The 16194-nt window shown below is 43.9% G+C and carries 12 protein-coding genes; 5 read left to right on the top strand and 7 right to left on the bottom strand.

The features are described from left to right. Positions 1–26 precede the first annotated feature (26 nt). From R7F07_RS05855 to R7F07_RS05845, 3 genes are all read right to left on the bottom strand, one after another. Positions 27–1286, bottom strand: coding sequence for a DEAD/DEAH box helicase (locus R7F07_RS05855; protein ID WP_005376383.1), 1260 nt, complete (start codon positions 1284–1286; stop codon positions 27–29). 67 nt (positions 1287–1353) lie between these two features. Continuing rightward, positions 1354–1956, bottom strand: coding sequence for an ACP phosphodiesterase (locus R7F07_RS05850; RefSeq protein WP_053303599.1), 603 nt, complete (start codon positions 1954–1956; stop codon positions 1354–1356). Positions 1957–2037: 81 nt separating this feature from the next. Continuing rightward, positions 2038–2211, bottom strand: a complete 174-nt coding sequence (locus R7F07_RS05845; RefSeq protein ID WP_017820948.1) for a hypothetical protein — start codon at positions 2209–2211, stop codon at positions 2038–2040. Between the two features lie 314 nt (positions 2212–2525). On the opposite strand from R7F07_RS05845, the gene R7F07_RS05840 reads away from it, so the two are divergent. Then, the gene (locus R7F07_RS05840; protein ID WP_005376380.1) at positions 2526–3956 is read left to right on the top strand and encodes a methyl-accepting chemotaxis protein; all 1431 of its coding nucleotides are present in this window, start codon (positions 2526–2528) and stop codon (positions 3954–3956) included. A gap of 430 nt (positions 3957–4386) precedes the next feature. On the opposite strand, the gene R7F07_RS05835 is transcribed toward R7F07_RS05840, so the two are convergent. Both R7F07_RS05835 and R7F07_RS05830 read right to left on the bottom strand, forming a co-directional pair. Next, on the bottom strand, positions 4387–5055 hold the full coding sequence (locus R7F07_RS05835; RefSeq protein ID WP_017634183.1) for an HAD-IA family hydrolase: 669 nt from the start codon (positions 5053–5055) through the stop codon (positions 4387–4389). A gap of 195 nt (positions 5056–5250) precedes the next feature. Beyond that, complete coding sequence (locus R7F07_RS05830; protein ID WP_017634184.1) at positions 5251–5760, bottom strand: hypothetical protein; 510 nt, start codon at positions 5758–5760, stop codon at positions 5251–5253. Positions 5761–5905: 145 nt separating this feature from the next. Between R7F07_RS05830 and R7F07_RS05825 the strand changes: the two genes are divergently transcribed. From R7F07_RS05825 to glgC, 4 genes are all read left to right on the top strand, one after another. Next, entirely contained in the window at positions 5906–6376 is a 471-nt protein-coding gene (locus tag R7F07_RS05825) for a CreA family protein (RefSeq protein WP_005397614.1), read from the top strand. A 233-nt stretch (positions 6377–6609) separates the two neighbouring features. Next, complete coding sequence (locus tag R7F07_RS05820) at positions 6610–7914, top strand: inosine/guanosine kinase (RefSeq protein ID WP_005376376.1); 1305 nt, start codon at positions 6610–6612, stop codon at positions 7912–7914. 235 nt (positions 7915–8149) lie between these two features. Continuing rightward, positions 8150–9898: a formate--tetrahydrofolate ligase gene (locus R7F07_RS05815; RefSeq protein WP_171342928.1), complete on the top strand. Its 1749-nt coding sequence runs from the start codon at positions 8150–8152 to the stop codon at positions 9896–9898. Positions 9899–10435: 537 nt separating this feature from the next. Beyond that, entirely contained in the window at positions 10436–11653 is a 1218-nt protein-coding gene (gene glgC, locus R7F07_RS05810; RefSeq protein ID WP_025767797.1) for a glucose-1-phosphate adenylyltransferase, read from the top strand. A 97-nt stretch (positions 11654–11750) separates the two neighbouring features. On the opposite strand, the gene R7F07_RS05805 is transcribed toward glgC, so the two are convergent. Both R7F07_RS05805 and R7F07_RS05800 read right to left on the bottom strand, forming a co-directional pair. Continuing rightward, on the bottom strand, positions 11751–14912 hold the full coding sequence (locus R7F07_RS05805; RefSeq protein WP_171342927.1) for a chitinase C-terminal domain-containing protein: 3162 nt from the start codon (positions 14910–14912) through the stop codon (positions 11751–11753). Positions 14913–15189: 277 nt separating this feature from the next. Continuing rightward, positions 15190–16071, bottom strand: coding sequence for an AraC family transcriptional regulator (locus tag R7F07_RS05800; RefSeq protein WP_005386077.1), 882 nt, complete (start codon positions 16069–16071; stop codon positions 15190–15192). Positions 16072–16194 lie beyond the last annotated feature (123 nt).

Raw genomic sequence — 16194 nt, 5'->3', positions numbered from 1 at the left:
TATGTAAGAGCAAAAGTTTGCGCGGTTTAGCGAGAGCTACGTGATTTACCACGATTCTTATGAATCGCCAATTTTGCTTTTAGCTTACGCTTCTCAGATGAACGACTACGACGACGCCCACCCCCATTTTGTTCAGGCTCAACTTCTTCTACAAGACTTGGTTCGAAACCTGCCAGCCATTCTTGGGGTAAGCGTTGATCAAGCAGATTCTCGATAGCTTGCAACAAGTACTCCTCATCTCTACTCATCAGAGAAACCGCCAAACCTGACTTTCCTGCTCTTCCAGTGCGGCCAATTCGATGGACATAATCTTCTGCTTTGAATGGCATATCAAAGTTCACGACTTGTTCTAGCTCTTGAATATCTAACCCTCGTGCTGCCACATCGGTTGCAATCAAAGCACGTACCTTACCTTGTTTAAATTCATCCAAAGCTCTTTGGCGGGCACCTTGTGATTTATCGCCGTTGATAGAAACCGCTTTGATGCCATCTAACTTGAGCTCTTTCGCTAACTCATCACTGCCTTGCTTCGTTTTTGTAAATACCAGCACTTGCTGCCAATTCCGCGAGCCAATTAAGTACGCTAGCAATTCACGTTTCCGTTTTTTATCCACTGGATAAACCATTTGTGTTACCGTTTCAGCAGTCGTATTTGCTGGTGAAACTTCGACTTCAACTGGCGATTCCATGAGTTTATACGCAATAGTTTTGATTCGCTTCTCAAATGTCGCAGAGAACAATAGGATCTGTTTCTCTGCAGGTAAACGTCGGAAGATGCGCTGCAAGTCAGGCCAAAATCCCATATCTAACATACGGTCGGCTTCGTCTAACACGAGCATACCGGTTTTAGAGATGTTTACGTTACCATTAAACAGGTGATCCAAAAGGCGGCCTGGCGTGGCAATCAAAATATCAGCGCCCTCTTCTAACTTTCTCTTTTGTACGCCAATGCTTGTACCACCATAAACACACACAATGCGAAGTTCTGTTTCTGCCGAGTACTGATTCAAATTATCAAATACCTGCTGTGCAAGCTCGCGTGTTGGAACCAAAATCAATGCTTGAGGTGTGCCGTTAAGTTTCTTTTGCTGAACGGTTTGTATGATAGGTAAACCAAACGCAGCCGTTTTTCCCGTACCAGTTTGTGCAGCAGCAAGTAAGTTTTTTCCTGCAAGGACGTGTGGAATTGACTTTTCTTGCACTGGTGTTGGCGTCACGATATTTAGATTGCCTAGCGTCTCGATTAGCTTTTGTTCGATGCCTAAATCAGCAAAATTAACTGACATGTGTAACCTCATTATTTTTGGAGCGCAGAGTTTACCAGAGCCCCTAAAGCCATACTACTTTTCTATCTCATTGAGTTGAGTCATTAAGCTGTTGCTGAAAATCATACGACTGGCGCAAAACATCTCGATAAAGTGACGAGAACTTCTCCTCTAATTCGGTGTAATCACTTTCAATCACTTTAAATGTTGTGGTTAAGTCTGCCATTCTAGGGCTTCTTTGCGACATCCGATGTAGTGCAAATTCTATATTGTCTAGATCTTGATAGGATTGAAGCCATCGGCCATGCCACATTCTGCTGTGGAGCACCAAAAAACGTGGCGGCAAATGTTCATGAACCTCTCGGTTTACTCTCTCGTATGCCGTTTTTACAAAGTGTTCGAGAGACACGGAGTGAAAGTCGTTCCAGTGTTTTGCGAGGCAATGATCCCAAAACATATCTAAAGCGATAGGTGCAAAACGTCTCGCAACACCAGTGAAATGAGGCTTACATTCGTTGACGATTGGATGATGGTCAGTAATACGGTCAACAAATCTATGTAATCTGATGCCATTTGAGATATCGCGATCATACAGCTTGCTTGGATCTCCTTTTACGAAGTCTCCAAGCAAGTTTCCCAATAAATGGCTGTTACTGTGTTCTGCGATATGCAGGTGGGCTAGAAAGTTCATTCGACGCCAGTTTTGGCCTCTAGGGCTTGGTGTGACATGAACCTAGTATAACGTCAATTACGACGAGATGAGAGTGTTCCGCTATTCGGCTTCGTTGTCTGAGCCAACGTATTCCGACAAGATAATGCCAATTTCAAGCGCATCTAGCAGCTCTAGGCTCTCATCGTTTTGGTATTGGTCGCTCATTGTGACCTCCTTTATTTTAAGCTCTCTTGCTTTTACTTGCTGACGGCCTGGCTCTTGCCATATCCACATCAGCAACTCCTTTTTATAGTCTTTATATGACACATTCATGACAGCGAGAAGTAAAGATTTAAAAACCTATGAGCATAATCAAAAGTAAACGATTGCAATTAGGTTTCATATCCACTTAACACTTTAGAGAAATGACTCTTTTATCAACATTCATGTCAATTTAAAGATATAACATACTGTTATAGGCGTCCTTAGATCTCATTTCTTAAACTAAATTTAGTCTTCGTTACATATTTTGCTGATTAACTTCGCATATTTTGTTTCGATATAGCAATAGATTTGGTCAATATCTTTTATCTCTAATGGAGCTTTAAATGAGAGAAGTTGAGTTTAGAACGATAGACAGGCTGTTTATCAAGATGTCTATCAACGACAAAATGTGGGTTATATTCCTACTGTTTTTAGTAGCCCTCACTTCAGTGGCTGGAAGCCGCTACTTCAATGAAATACAACAATTTGAGCAGCAAGCCATCTCGGCGAGCGAAGCGAAGCTTTCTGGTATCGTTGATGCTCAATCAAACCGCGCTACAGAAATTGACGGCGTATCGAAATCGAACCGCGTAAGCGAGAGTTCTTTTGTCGATGGGTCTGTCACCGCTTATGCCAAGTTGCATTCTGGAGAAGTGATTAAGCTGACTCAAAATGTGTCCACACAATACGAATCGTTAAAATCATCAGCTCTATCGTCACTATTACTCAGCTTCTTATGGGTTATTCCTTTTGCCCTATTCTCTTACTGGGTGGCAACGTTTATCGGAGGAGCTCTGTGGGTTTTATATACAACAACCGAAAAAATTGGTGACGGTGACTTAACCTCTCGTCTTGGTTTCCATCCTGGTCGAGATGAATTCGGTACCATCGGCTGTGCGCTAGACAAGTCTATGGATACCTTAAGTGAACTGGTTAATAGTGTTAAAAATAATGCAACGATGTTGAGCGAGACATCTTCTGCATTCGAAAAAGATATGCAGTTGAGTGAAACCCAGATATCTCATCAATATCAAACGCTTGATTCAGTCGCGACGGCAATGGAAGAAATGACAGCCTCTGCAAAGGAGGTATCAAGTATTTCTCAACAAGCAACGACGCAGTCAGACCAAGATGCCCAGAAGATCGAACTAAGCAGAAGCCGTGTACAAAACGTGATTGGCGAGATAGAGACGTTATCTAGCTATATTGAACAAGCCTCTACGTCAGTAACCAATTTAAACGAGAATACGACGCAGATTAATGACGTGATCACAACGATTAACGCCATTTCAGAACAAACTAATCTGTTGGCGCTAAACGCAGCAATCGAAGCAGCCCGTGCTGGTGAACAAGGTCGTGGATTTGCAGTGGTTGCCGATGAAGTACGTACATTAGCAAGCAGAACTCAACAGGCAACAGTAGAGATCCAAGCCATGATTGAGAAGCTTCAAATTGAGAGCCAGAACATTGCTTCAATCACCAACCGAACCGTTCAGCAAGCTCAAACCAGCAGCCAGCTTATTGATGAAATCGGCCATGATGTTACCTCTATTGCCGAGTCAGCACGCTCATTAATGGACATGAGCATTCAGATTTCCACATCTGCTGAAGAACAAAGCGCAGTTGCTAACGATATTGCATCGGAACTTTCAGAAATTCGTAGTCAATCAAGCACAATCAGAGAAGTGGCGGAGCAATCTACCGCTGGCGTCGCTAATCTCACGCAAGCCTCCGTTTCTCTTGGTGAGATATTACAACGCTACCGCACCGCATAACGTTGTGGAACTTATGATCAACAAGGGCTCCTTAAGGAGCCCTTTTCTTTAAGCCGTGTTCAACTATTACCTTCGATATTTTCTACGACATCCAAGTGGATATTTGAAGTGAATCTCAAGTTCTCGCTGTACCGGATGAAATAATGTTCTTAAACAAAGCGTTCCGCTATGCTTGATCTTGCCAATTCCAATTTGCTGCTGGAAAACAATATGAATAATTACAAAGACACAAAAGACATAGAGAACCTGAATTGCCCACTCTGCCAAGGAGATGAATATCTCATTTCATCGGATGGCGAGAAATTCACATGCGCTGCTTGCGGATTTCATACAAAAAACTTCTCATCTATCCAATGTCTACATCAAACGCCTTACCTACAGTCTAAACTTAAGCACATCCACAGCTTAAGTCCGGTTTGCCATTAATAGGTCAAACAGAGCAGCCACACAGCTGCTCTTTTAATTCATCTAAATGATGGATGCGAATTACACGCTCGTCATCAACACGATTGATAGCTTCACCATTAAATAACTGCACCGTTTTGATACCGGCGTTTAGTCCCGCCTCAACTCCTTTAGGAGTGTCATCAATATAAAGACAGTCACTTGGTAAAAAGCCCATGCTCATAGCACTGTACATGATTAAATCGGGCTCAGGCTTCCAACTATTCGCATCGAATGCCGAGAACACTTTCCCTCGGAAAGCATCGAGTAAACCGGTTAACTCCAAAGCGTATTCAATTTTATCTTTAGGTCCATTAGACGCCACACAATATTCGATATTATGCGAATCCAAAAACTGAATTAATCGTTTTGCGCCATCCATCGGCTGTAAGTGACGCACAAAAAGAGACTGGACTTCTTCTCGGTATTGCGGCTCTAAAACATCAATTGGGACTTTGATATCTTTCAATTCTTTAGTATCTAAAAGGATGTCAGCGAGCTTTCCTCCTTTAAAGTGAGAAACGCACTCTTCCATCGTTAACGCAGCCCCATGCTGGTTAAATACATTGACGAGCGCTTGGCAACACAGTCTTTCGCTGTCGACCAACGTACCATCACAGTCAAATATCACGCACTTAATATTGGTAATTGCCATAGCCATCTCCAGACGTCTTAAAGGCTCAAGCCCAAGCTGATTTTAAGAATGTTTGGATTAATCTTATTTGAGTTTGGGATTGTTGAAACGACGAGCTTGGCATTTCATGGAAATAGAAGGGAGCAATTACAGTTTTTCTAAGCAAGATCACCCAACGTCATCTTGCTTTACTTTTTATGCACATTGATGTGTAAGTTAGTCTTCGATAACCACTGAGTCTAACAGTTTTTGCTCGGTGCTTAGTCTTTTAGCCAGATCAGCCACAAACGAGCTTTTGTATTTTGATTCAGAAACAGCAACATCAGAGATGAGTGTATTTCCTTCGAGATGGCTAACAATAGCAGCACCAATTGGGACTCCTGATTTAAAACCAACATATAATTCAAAATCTGGCGTGAGGATAATCTGTGTCAGATATTCAATGATCATATCTTTATCATGCTGCTGTTCCCAGCGCTGAGATTGCAAGATAGAGAACATAATGGTCAGTCGATGAAAATCGACCAGAAAAATGTCGTCGGGGTTAAATTCAGAGTCACTTTCCAGTAGTGTGTCTTTGTCGACTACTTGATACGTTGCTTTTTCTAGCGTTTTGAAATAGACATCGCGCCCTTTCAAACTCTCTGGTGTCGGAAATTCAACTTCGACCAGATCATACAGCCATGTATTTTTACGCTCGATACTGGCTAACTGTTGTTCATTCATCTTGATACCTTCGTTTAGAGCAGTACATTAGCATGAAGCCCGCAACAAACCTAGCGCACATAGACCTTTCCGTGGCTAAATTTTGTTTTAGGTGCAAACCTCTGATAGATTTCATCAATATCTTTCCTAGTTAAGGACAAAAATAATGAAAAAGATGCTGTTAAGTGCATTGCTTGCTACTACTCTAGTTGGTTGTTCAGATAACGATGTTGCTGACGTGGGGCTCGGTTGGTTTACTTTGAAAGACATCAAAGTCGGTGAGTTGAAAGACGAAGTGGTAACAGGTGTCACATGTCACATCGCCTCTATCGAAGCGGATTTCAGCTTAGCGGATCCAAGTGATAGCTCAATATCATGTCGTCAGACTGGCGAAATCACACCGGAAATGATTGCAAAAATAGATAAGAGTAAGTCCGGTGAAATTGTATTTAAGAAGTCAAAAAGCATTTTCTTCAAAACAATGAAGGTTCGCCGTATTTATGATGCCGATAACCAAACCTTACTCTACTTGTCTTATACAACAAAAGAGACCGATGGTAGTTTTAAGCATAGCCTTTCGACAGTCCCACTTTGGGGTACCAAGGCTTACGTTGAGCCAACTGAAGTGAAAAAGTAACGCGGGTAAATTTAGTTAGCGCGGAGCAGGCTCTTTCCGGGCGCTGCTGAGCAACAAGTTTAAAAAACAACCCATTGCAATACGACAAGCGTCATAAATTGCAGCTGCTTTGGTTGCTATTTACTCAGCTCGCTGATTTTTTCAGCGAGCTGACTTCTTTGTAATAAATCGCCACGATTTTCATTTTTTTGTGATACAATCCCGCCTCTTTTTTTTCTCACTCAAGAACAAGCATGAAGTTTCCTGGTCAGCGTAAATCTAAACACTACTTCCCAACTCACGCTCGAGATCCATTAGTAAACCAAATCCGACAGGCACCTAAGCTATATCGCCCAACTATTGTTGGTGTCGGTCAAACCATTGTAGATATCGAAGCACGTGTAGATGACGCGTTTTTAGAGAAATACAACCTGAGTAAAGGACATTCGCTCGTTCTTGAAGAAAGCAAAGCAGATGCACTTTACGAAGAACTGGTTGAGCAAGGCCTGATCACACACCAATACCCAGGTGACACGATTGGCAATACTCTTCACAACTACTCAGTTTTAGCCGATAGCAAATCCGTTTTGCTCGGTGTGATGTCTAAGAACATTCAAGTCGGTTCTTTTGCTTATCGCTACCTTTGCCGTACGTCTTCACGCATGAACCTTAACCATTTACAAACGGTAGATGGCCCTATTGGTCGCTGCTACACCCTAATTTCTCAAGACGGTGAGCGTACATTTGCTATCAACGAAGGTCATATGAATCAACTACTTCCGGAAAGCATTCCTGAAGAGATCTTTGAGAAAGCATCAGCCCTGGTTGTTTCTTCTTACCTAATGCGTGGTAAAGAAGAAGATCCAATGCCTAAAGCGGTACAAAGAGCGATCGACTTTGCTAAGAAGCACGATGTCCCTGTTGTACTTACGTTAGGGACGAAGTACGTTATCGAAGGTAACGCACAGTGGTGGCAAGAATACATTCGCGAAAACATTTCTGTTGTCGCTATGAATGAAGAAGAAGGTGCGGCGCTAACAGGTGAAACAGAGCCACTAGCAGCTGCTGATAAAGCACTTGAGTGGGTTGATCTCGTACTTTGTACAGCAGGACCAAATGGTCTGTACATGGCTGGTTACACCGACGAGAAAGTAAAACGAGAAACCACACACGACATCCTTGAAAGCTCCCTCGAAGCCTTTAACCAGTACGAGTTTAGTCGTGCGATGCGTAAAGAAGACTGTCAAAACCCAATGAAGGTCTACTCTCACATCGGCCCTTACCTTGGTGGACCACTAGAGATTAAGAACACTAACGGTGCGGGTGATGCAGCCCTTTCAGCCTTACTGCATGACATGGCAGCAAACTCTTTCCACCAAAAAGAAGTGCCTAACTCAGAAAAGCACGAAGTACGATGCTTAACCTACTCCTCGCTTTCTCAGATCTGTAAATACGCAAACCGAGTAAGCTATGAAGTGTTGACGCAGCACTCTCCTCGCCTATCGCGAGCGCTTCCTGAACGAGAAGATAGCTTAGAAGAGACTTATTGGGATCGTTAAAACGACAGCTTTAAAGCTAAAATATATCAAGGTCACCATTTGGTGGCCTTTTTGTTTTTATCTAGCACTATAACGAGTAGATTTCGTTAGTATGTCGCACAATACGAAGCAGTAAACTCTTTACAAGCCTAACCGAAACAGTACCATCACCAAGCAGACCTTTGCCTCACAATAATACTCGTTATAACTCAGGTAGTTTTTCAACGCTACCTGAGTGCCACTTTGGGGATTCTCCATGCAGTCAGATATCGAAATTTGCCGAAAAACACCACTTTCTTCTATTGATGTTATCGCGGAAAAAGTAGGACTATCACCCGAAGAGTATGACACTCACGGGAAGCACAAAGCCAAAGTCCACCCAAAATGTTTGGAACGACTCAAAGCAAATGATGACGGTAAACTTGTACTCGTCACTGCGATCACGCCGACTCCTCTTGGCGAAGGAAAAACCGTTACGACGATAGGCTTGGCGCAAGGTCTAGCAAAGCTTAATCAATCTGTTATTGCATGTATAAGGCAACCTTCGATGGGACCCGTCTTCGGTATTAAAGGTGGCGCAGCGGGCGGCGGTTATTCTCAAGTAGCTCCAATGGAAGAGTTAAACTTACACCTTACTGGTGATATTCACGCAGTGACAGCGGCGCACAACCTTGCTTCAGCCGCTCTTGACGCTCGCTTGTTCCATGAGCAACGCGAGGGTTATGATGCCTTTGAATCACGCACCGGGTTAAGAGCACTTAAAATCGACACGGCAAGTATTACTTGGAAACGAGTGATGGACCATAATGATCGTGCACTACGTAAAGTCAAAATTGGCCTCAATGATGCAGGAAAAACCATCAATGGTTTCGAGCGTGACGAAGGGTTCGATATTTCAGCCGCTTCCGAGTTAATGGCTATCATTGCACTAGCCAAAGATTTAAAAGATTTACGTCAACGTATCGGGAAAATTGTCGTAGCGTACGATTTGAACGGAAACCCCGTCACTACGGAAGATCTACAAGTTGCAGGAGCAATAGCAGTAACACTAAAAGAGGCGATTGCACCAACACTGATGCAAACTCTAGAAGGTGTTCCTACGTTGATCCATGCAGGTCCATTTGCAAACATCGCCCATGGAAATTCATCCATTATCGCGGACGATATTGCGCTAAAACTGTCAGGTTACACGGTAACTGAAGCCGGTTTTGGTTCGGATATGGGATTTGAGAAAGCGTGTAACATTAAAGCTGCTGCCGCTAACAAAGCTCCAGACTGTGTAGTGATCGTAGCAACATTACGCGGCCTCAAAGCGAATTCCGGACACTACGATTTACGGCCAGGTATGGCTATTCCAGATTCCATCTTTAATCCGGACCAAGCAGCATTGGAGGCTGGGTTTGAAAATTTAAAATGGCACATAAATAACGTTCATAAATACGGTTTACCTGCTGTCGTTGCCATTAACCAGTTTCCACAAGATTGTGTGAAAGAGCTTAAAGCTCTTGAAGATCTGATTCACCAATTTAATCCCGAAGTTAAAGTAGCCATCAGCACCGCTTTTTCGCAAGGCGGACAAGGCGCAACGGAACTAGCTCAACATGTTATTGATGCGTGTACCACGCCTGTAGAGTTTTGTCCGTTATACAACAAAGAGCAATCATTACTCGAAAAGCTCATGGCAGTATGTGAAGCGGGCTATGGAGCAACCAATATAGAAATGACTCCTATCGCGACTGAACAGCTCAAACATTTTGAGCAATTAGGCTTTAACAACTTAGCGGTTTGCATCGCGAAGACACCACTATCGATAACCACAGACTCCGCAGTCAAAGGCGCACCAACTGGTTTTACCGTCCCAATCCGCGAGCTGCGCTTGTGTGCGGGTGCAGGATTCGTTTATGCATTATCTGGTACCGTGATGACGATGCCAGGCTTACCTGATAAACCCGCATTTATGAACTTAGATCTTGATGATGAAGGAAATATCGTCGGTCTCTCTTAGTGCAGTGATAACGTATCGCTATCAGTGAAGTGAGCATATTCATTGAGTGAGTGGTCTACTTACCTATCCACTCACTCTCAACAACTGTGAAAAGAGTTGTCTCAGGCCTTCTACTCTTGAATCGTTGATACAAAGCTCTCCTGCCTTACATCAACGCGCCTGTTTTAGACCTTTAGAGTTAAGACGCTAACCCTAAGCCTTGTTTGGCCATAGTTATTAAGCTAGAAAACCCTATTTATCTTCTTGTTTTGTCGCCACTTTACATTGTAAATCCATACTTGTTGACTTCTCCTTTCTACAATTTTGCGCCAATTTGATGCACGGGTTATTTAGCACTTCACTAATATGGTGCAGTTGTCTTACAGTGAAATTTTAACCTCCTTGATTTTTAAGGAGATATTCTATGGCTCGATTCTTGTAGTAGACTTTTCACTAATAAGCACATTAGCACATGCTTTTCAAAACCTCTGCGTTGCATACCACCTCCTTCAGGTTAGCACCGTTTTGATGCATGTCAGAAAAGGGAAAGGGAATACTATGGAAGACGCACTCGCCGTAATTTTAGCAGGAGGGATGGGGTCTAGACTCAGCCCACTCACCGATGACAGAACCAAGCCAGCCGTACCTTTTGGCGGAAAATATAGAATTATAGATTTCACACTAACCAATTGTTTACATTCGGGTTTACGCAAGATCCTTGTTTTAACCCAATATAAATCTCATTCACTTCAAAAACACTTACGAGACGGCTGGTCGATATTCAATCCAGAGCTAGGCGAGTACATTACTGCTGTTCCACCACAAATGCGCAAAGGTGGTGCATGGTATGAAGGAACCGCCGATGCGATTTATCACAACATGTGGTTGCTATCGCGAAATGATGCAAAGTATGTGGTTGTGTTATCCGGCGATCATATCTATCGAATGGACTACGCCGCAATGCTTGAAGAGCATAAAGAGAAAGGTGCTAAGCTCACCGTTGCCTGTATGGATGTTCCCGTAGAGGATGCTTCAGCATTCGGTGTAATGGGCACTACAGAAAACGGGCTCGTTACTTCGTTTATAGAGAAACCTGAAACCCCACCTACTCTTCCTGGAAGCGCGACCAGAAGCCTTGTTTCTATGGGAATATATATCTTTGATATGGATGTTTTGAAAGAAGCGCTTGAAGAAGACTCAAAACTCGATTCATCAAGCCATGACTTCGGAAAAGACATCATACCTAAGCTAATTGATACCGAATCCGTTTACGCTTATCAATTCTGTGGCAGTAAAGGGCGCGTCGATAAAGATTGCTATTGGCGCGACGTGGGTACCATTGATTCCTTCTATGAAGCGAATATGGATCTACTAGAACCTGTGCCGCCAATGAACCTTTATCAGTCTAATTGGGCGATTCGTACTTACGAGCCGCAGTTTCCACCAGCTCGTACTGTATCGTCGGCCACGGGTAATGAAGGCATTTTTATTAACTCCATCATTGCTACCGGTGTCATCAATTCCGGAGGCTCGGTACAGCACTCCATTATTTCCTCTAATGTACGCATTCAAGATAGTGCAACGGTAGTCGATTCCATCATTTTTGATGACGTAGAAGTCGGTGAAGGAAGTCAGTTGGTCAACTGCATAGTTGATAAACATGTTCGTATTCCGCCACATACTCAAATTGGCATCAACAAACTTGAAGATGCGAAGCGATTTAAAATCTCAGACAAAGGTATTGTCGTCATACCCGAAAGTTACCAATTTGATTAAACGACAAACTATCACAACAAAAAAGCGCACGATAATCATCGTGCGCTTTTGTTTAAGTGCCCGTAAACATTAGGCTATAACAAATAATCCATAATAATTAGATGTTACATACCGTTGACCAGCTACCATCTGTACCCGGTTCAGCCGCTGTCCACCAGTTCGCTTGGTAAACCACACCGTTGTGGATGATCTTATCACCTTGGTTAGCGTGGCTTGGATTACCTGCCCAATCCGTTTGTGGCAGAGCTGGGTATGTCACTAAACCTGTCGTATCACACGTACCTGGTTCAGTGGTACCACCACCCGTGCCCGCATTGAGATCACCAATTGGTAGATCTGGCTGTTCAAACTTAAACGCAAACTCTTTACCACCAGAAATCACTGAGTAGTTAGCCGGACCAGAGATTGGTAGGTAGTAAACCATATCAAGCTCGTAAGTGCCGCCCGCCGGCAAGTCTTTCCATGCTGGTAGAGAGAACGACACACGGTGCATTACGCCATCTAAGCCACCAATGTTGTTTGCTCGAGTATGTCCAGAAGCAATCACTTTCAAACCACCACCTGATTGGTCTTTCGCGTTGTCCGGCGCAGATACTGGGATATCGAATTGGAATTCAGTACCGCCAGGGATCGCTTGACCAGTGTTATTTGTAAACGTGATTTTTGGGTTAATTGGGTAGTTTTGGTCGCCAACTTTGAAGCCGCCAACACTAACAGTAATGTCTACTGCTTCAGTTGGTGTTGGACCAGTCGCTACTTTGTTACCGTAAGGCGTCGCAGACTTAAACTTGTCGTAGATAGCTTTGGTCATAGTGTTACCCATGTGGTATTCACCATTACCCGCCGCACAAGCTTGTTCAGTTGCATCTACTTCCGTACGATTACCATTTGCATCCAGTACGTAACAGTTGTAGTCACCGGCTAGTTCCCAGAACATGATACCGCCGATCTCTTTATCGATAACGTAATCGGCTTTCACCTCGATAGAAGCTTTATCTTCCGTAGATAGGAATACGCTCTTCTCCGCGTTCCACAACCAAGGTGCTACAGCAACGCTATCGTAATGACGAGTATAAGTACCAACAAACTTATCTGAAGGATCATTAACTGGGTCAAGACCGTAAGCAGCTGCGTAAGAGCCCCATATACCGTTTTCTAGGTTCTTAGCATGCCACATTGGGTTAGAACCAGCGCCCATTTCGTTTCCTTTAGGGTCGGTATCATGCCACATGTTGTCGATACCAATAGCGCCGTGACCACAGTTGTTCTTCTCACCTTCACCTGTGCCCGGTTGGCACTCTGCTTGGTTTGGTAGTGCTGCTCGGCCCCAAAGGCCATTTTCACCACCAGTAACACCTTGCCAACCACGGGTGTAGTAAGGAACACCAATGTTAATACGACCTGCTGGCATAGAACCACGGAAGTAATGGTAAGCCCAGTCTGTGTTCAAGTAACCGATACCACCGTATGCAGCAGTGCCGTATACGTTCCACTGCGCTAGCTCAGAGTCTTTACCTGTATCGAATAAAGCCGCGTTATGACCAACGTGATCATTCCAAGCCCCATGCAAGTCGTAAGACATGATGTTTACGTAGTCTAGGTACTTAGTTACATCGAAGGTTTCCATCCCACGTAGCAAGTAACCTGAAGATGGTGCTGCGATAGTCAGCATATAATGAATACCATCTTGCGCGGATGCCGCATCAAGTTTCTCACGCAATACTTTCATCAGCTCTTGGTAAGACGCCCATAAATACTGACGACGTGGTTCCATGAAGTCTTTGTCGTAAGGGTTACCAGCACCAGCCATTGACGTCGGGTATTCATAGTCGATATCCAGACCATCGAACTTGTACTGACGCATCATTTCAACGGCAGAAGTTGCGAACTTCTCAATACCAGCATGATTAATAGAACCGTCCGCATTCGTCGTCATGGTGTAGAAGCCACCATCAGCTACACGATCGCCGTTCGTATCGAAGTGACCGCCCGTTTCAGCCCAACCACCAATCGAGATTAGCGTTTTAACATCATGTTTTTGCTTGTAAGTTGCTAGTGCACCAAAATGACCTTTAAAACCAAGAGCAGGATCTACCTCAACGCCTGGCCAAGTTTTACCTGTAGCAGGGTTGTTAGGATCATTTACGTCGCCAACGTTTACTTTGCCGTCAGAACCAATGCTCACAAACGCGTAGTTAATGTGAGTAAGTTGTTCCCAAGGAATGTCTTTAACAAGGTAAGTCGATTGTGGGTCGTCACCTGATCGCCAACTGGTGAAGTAACCGATTACACGACGTGGGTGATCAGCCCCCATTTTCTCACGGCCTTCTTCGTCATAAATAGAACAGTAAGGAACATCTACACCCGTTGTTTGATAAAGACCATCAGGACGACAATTAGATGTCACTGCGCCGCCGTTTACTGTTAACGTCGCAATTGCAGAATCTGCTGTTGCTCCAGCATCATCGGTTGCTCTCGCATAAACACTTAATGAGCCAGCTTGTGAAGGGGTTACATCCAGCGTGTATGGCGCTGTTGTAGCAGTGCCAGCAAGCACACCTGCAACATAAAAATCAACTTTAGCAACGGTACCATCCGCATCCGTAGCATTTGCAGTCAGTGTTACGGAACCACCCAGGTCAATAGAGCTCGCAGAAAGCGCGACATCCACTGTCGGCGCTTCGTTACCAGGTTGCGCTGATGCCACAGTTAACGTCACAACACTTGCCGTACTAACGGCACCTGCATCGTCATAGGCCTTGGTAGAGAACTCGTGCTGTCCTTCAGTTGCTGTCCACGATGCAGCATACGGCGCAGACGTTGCCTGACCAACTAATACACCATCAACAAAGAACTCTACTTTGCTAACAGTCCCATCAGTATCTGCCGCATCTGCAGCTAGGTTAACAACATCACCCGCAGTCACAGAAGCCGACGCAGAAGGCGATGTCAGAGTAACCGTCGGGACTTCATTCTGAGGTGGATCAACCGGTCCAGTGCCATCACAAGCGCCAAGTGTTTCCCACTCGCCCCACTCACCAGATTGCGCTGGATTGTTGTTTTGCGTCCAGTAACGCGCTTTATAAGCATTACCTTCATGCTGAACTTGGTCGCCACCGTTATAAACTTTTGATGATTGCCAAGTTTCTAGAGGGGCACAGTCAACTGCTGCGTAGCTATTGAAGGCCATAAGACAAGAAGCGGTGAGTGTGCTTAGTGTGAACACGTTTTTCACTGCGTTGCCGTTTTTAAGGTGCATAATCGCTCTTCCTTAAGTTATTGTTAAAACAATACTAAATGCGCTAAACGAAGCGCATCTATACTTTTATTTCGACGTAAAATAACTTAAGTACAAGTTGATGATTTCACACTATCTATTTACGAGTTTTCCACACCGCCTCGCAACAATCCACTAAATGATTGCAACAACGTACCTATTATTTGGCACCAGTAACTAATTTTATAACTCAAATAAATATGTCACTCGCAAATTAATAAAAAAGGTAAAAAAAGTCGCCATTTTGAAATAAAGATCACTAAGCCTTTGTTGACCTTGGCGTTTCATTAAAATGCCGCTTGTACTCGCGACTAAACTGTGATGGGCTCGTGTAACCGACCATTCTCGCTGCATCATTAACACGTCTCCCCTCTAACTGGATCAATTCGCGCGCTTTGTTAAGTCGAACTTTCTTAATATATTGCAACGGAGATTCAAGCGTGACATTGCGAAATGCTTGATGGAAAGCAGACACACTCATGTTGGCTTCTTCAGCCAATGCTTGTACGTTCAACTGTTCATGATACGCTTGATGCACGCGATTTAGTGCTTTAGCGACCCTCGCGTAAGAACCTTCTTGATGTGCTAGGTCAAATAAAACATACCCCTCTTTGCTCACCAAAGTACGATACACAATTTCCTCAAGAAGCAGCTCGCCAAGCATGATGACATCAAGCTCGTTACACATTGCTTTCATTAACCGCTTGCACGCATCCAACATACCTTCATTCATACGTACCGACTTAAGGCCGCAACGGGTTGCATCCAGACACTTATTACTGAATTTCTCAGCCTCTAATTTTTTAACGAGTTTATGAAGAAGCGTTGGCGAAATATCTATCGAAATGCCAAGTAAAGGCTCATTATTTGTCGCAAACGCTTCGCACTCTAATGGCATGGGAACCCCGACAACAAGGTAATCTTCGGGCCCATATTGCACTGGTGTATCACCAATATGAATGTTCTTATGCCCTTGACCCAATACGATGATGCCGGACTGATAGACAAACGGCTGGCGATGATTCCCTTTGCTACTACGATAAAACCATACGCCATCTATCGCTGTTTTCTTCATACCTTCTAGGTCATGCAGCCCCTGCTTTTCAACATATTGCTGCATGATATCTGCGAGAGTGTGCATTAGAGTGCTCCATCAATGACCAACGAGTTTGGTCTCTATTATCGTTTCGAGCACTATACTTCCTCTCGACTTTAACTTTCTAGCTCAAGAGCATTAATTTTGTAGAAATAGGCAAATTATTTG

It is taken from the genome of Vibrio sp. YT-16 (genome assembly GCF_033337405.1).
GTDB lineage: Bacteria > Pseudomonadota > Gammaproteobacteria > Enterobacterales > Vibrionaceae > Vibrio > Vibrio alginolyticus.
Note: the sequence above shows the minus strand (reverse complement) of the source record. Positions and strands in the feature narration are given on the sequence as shown.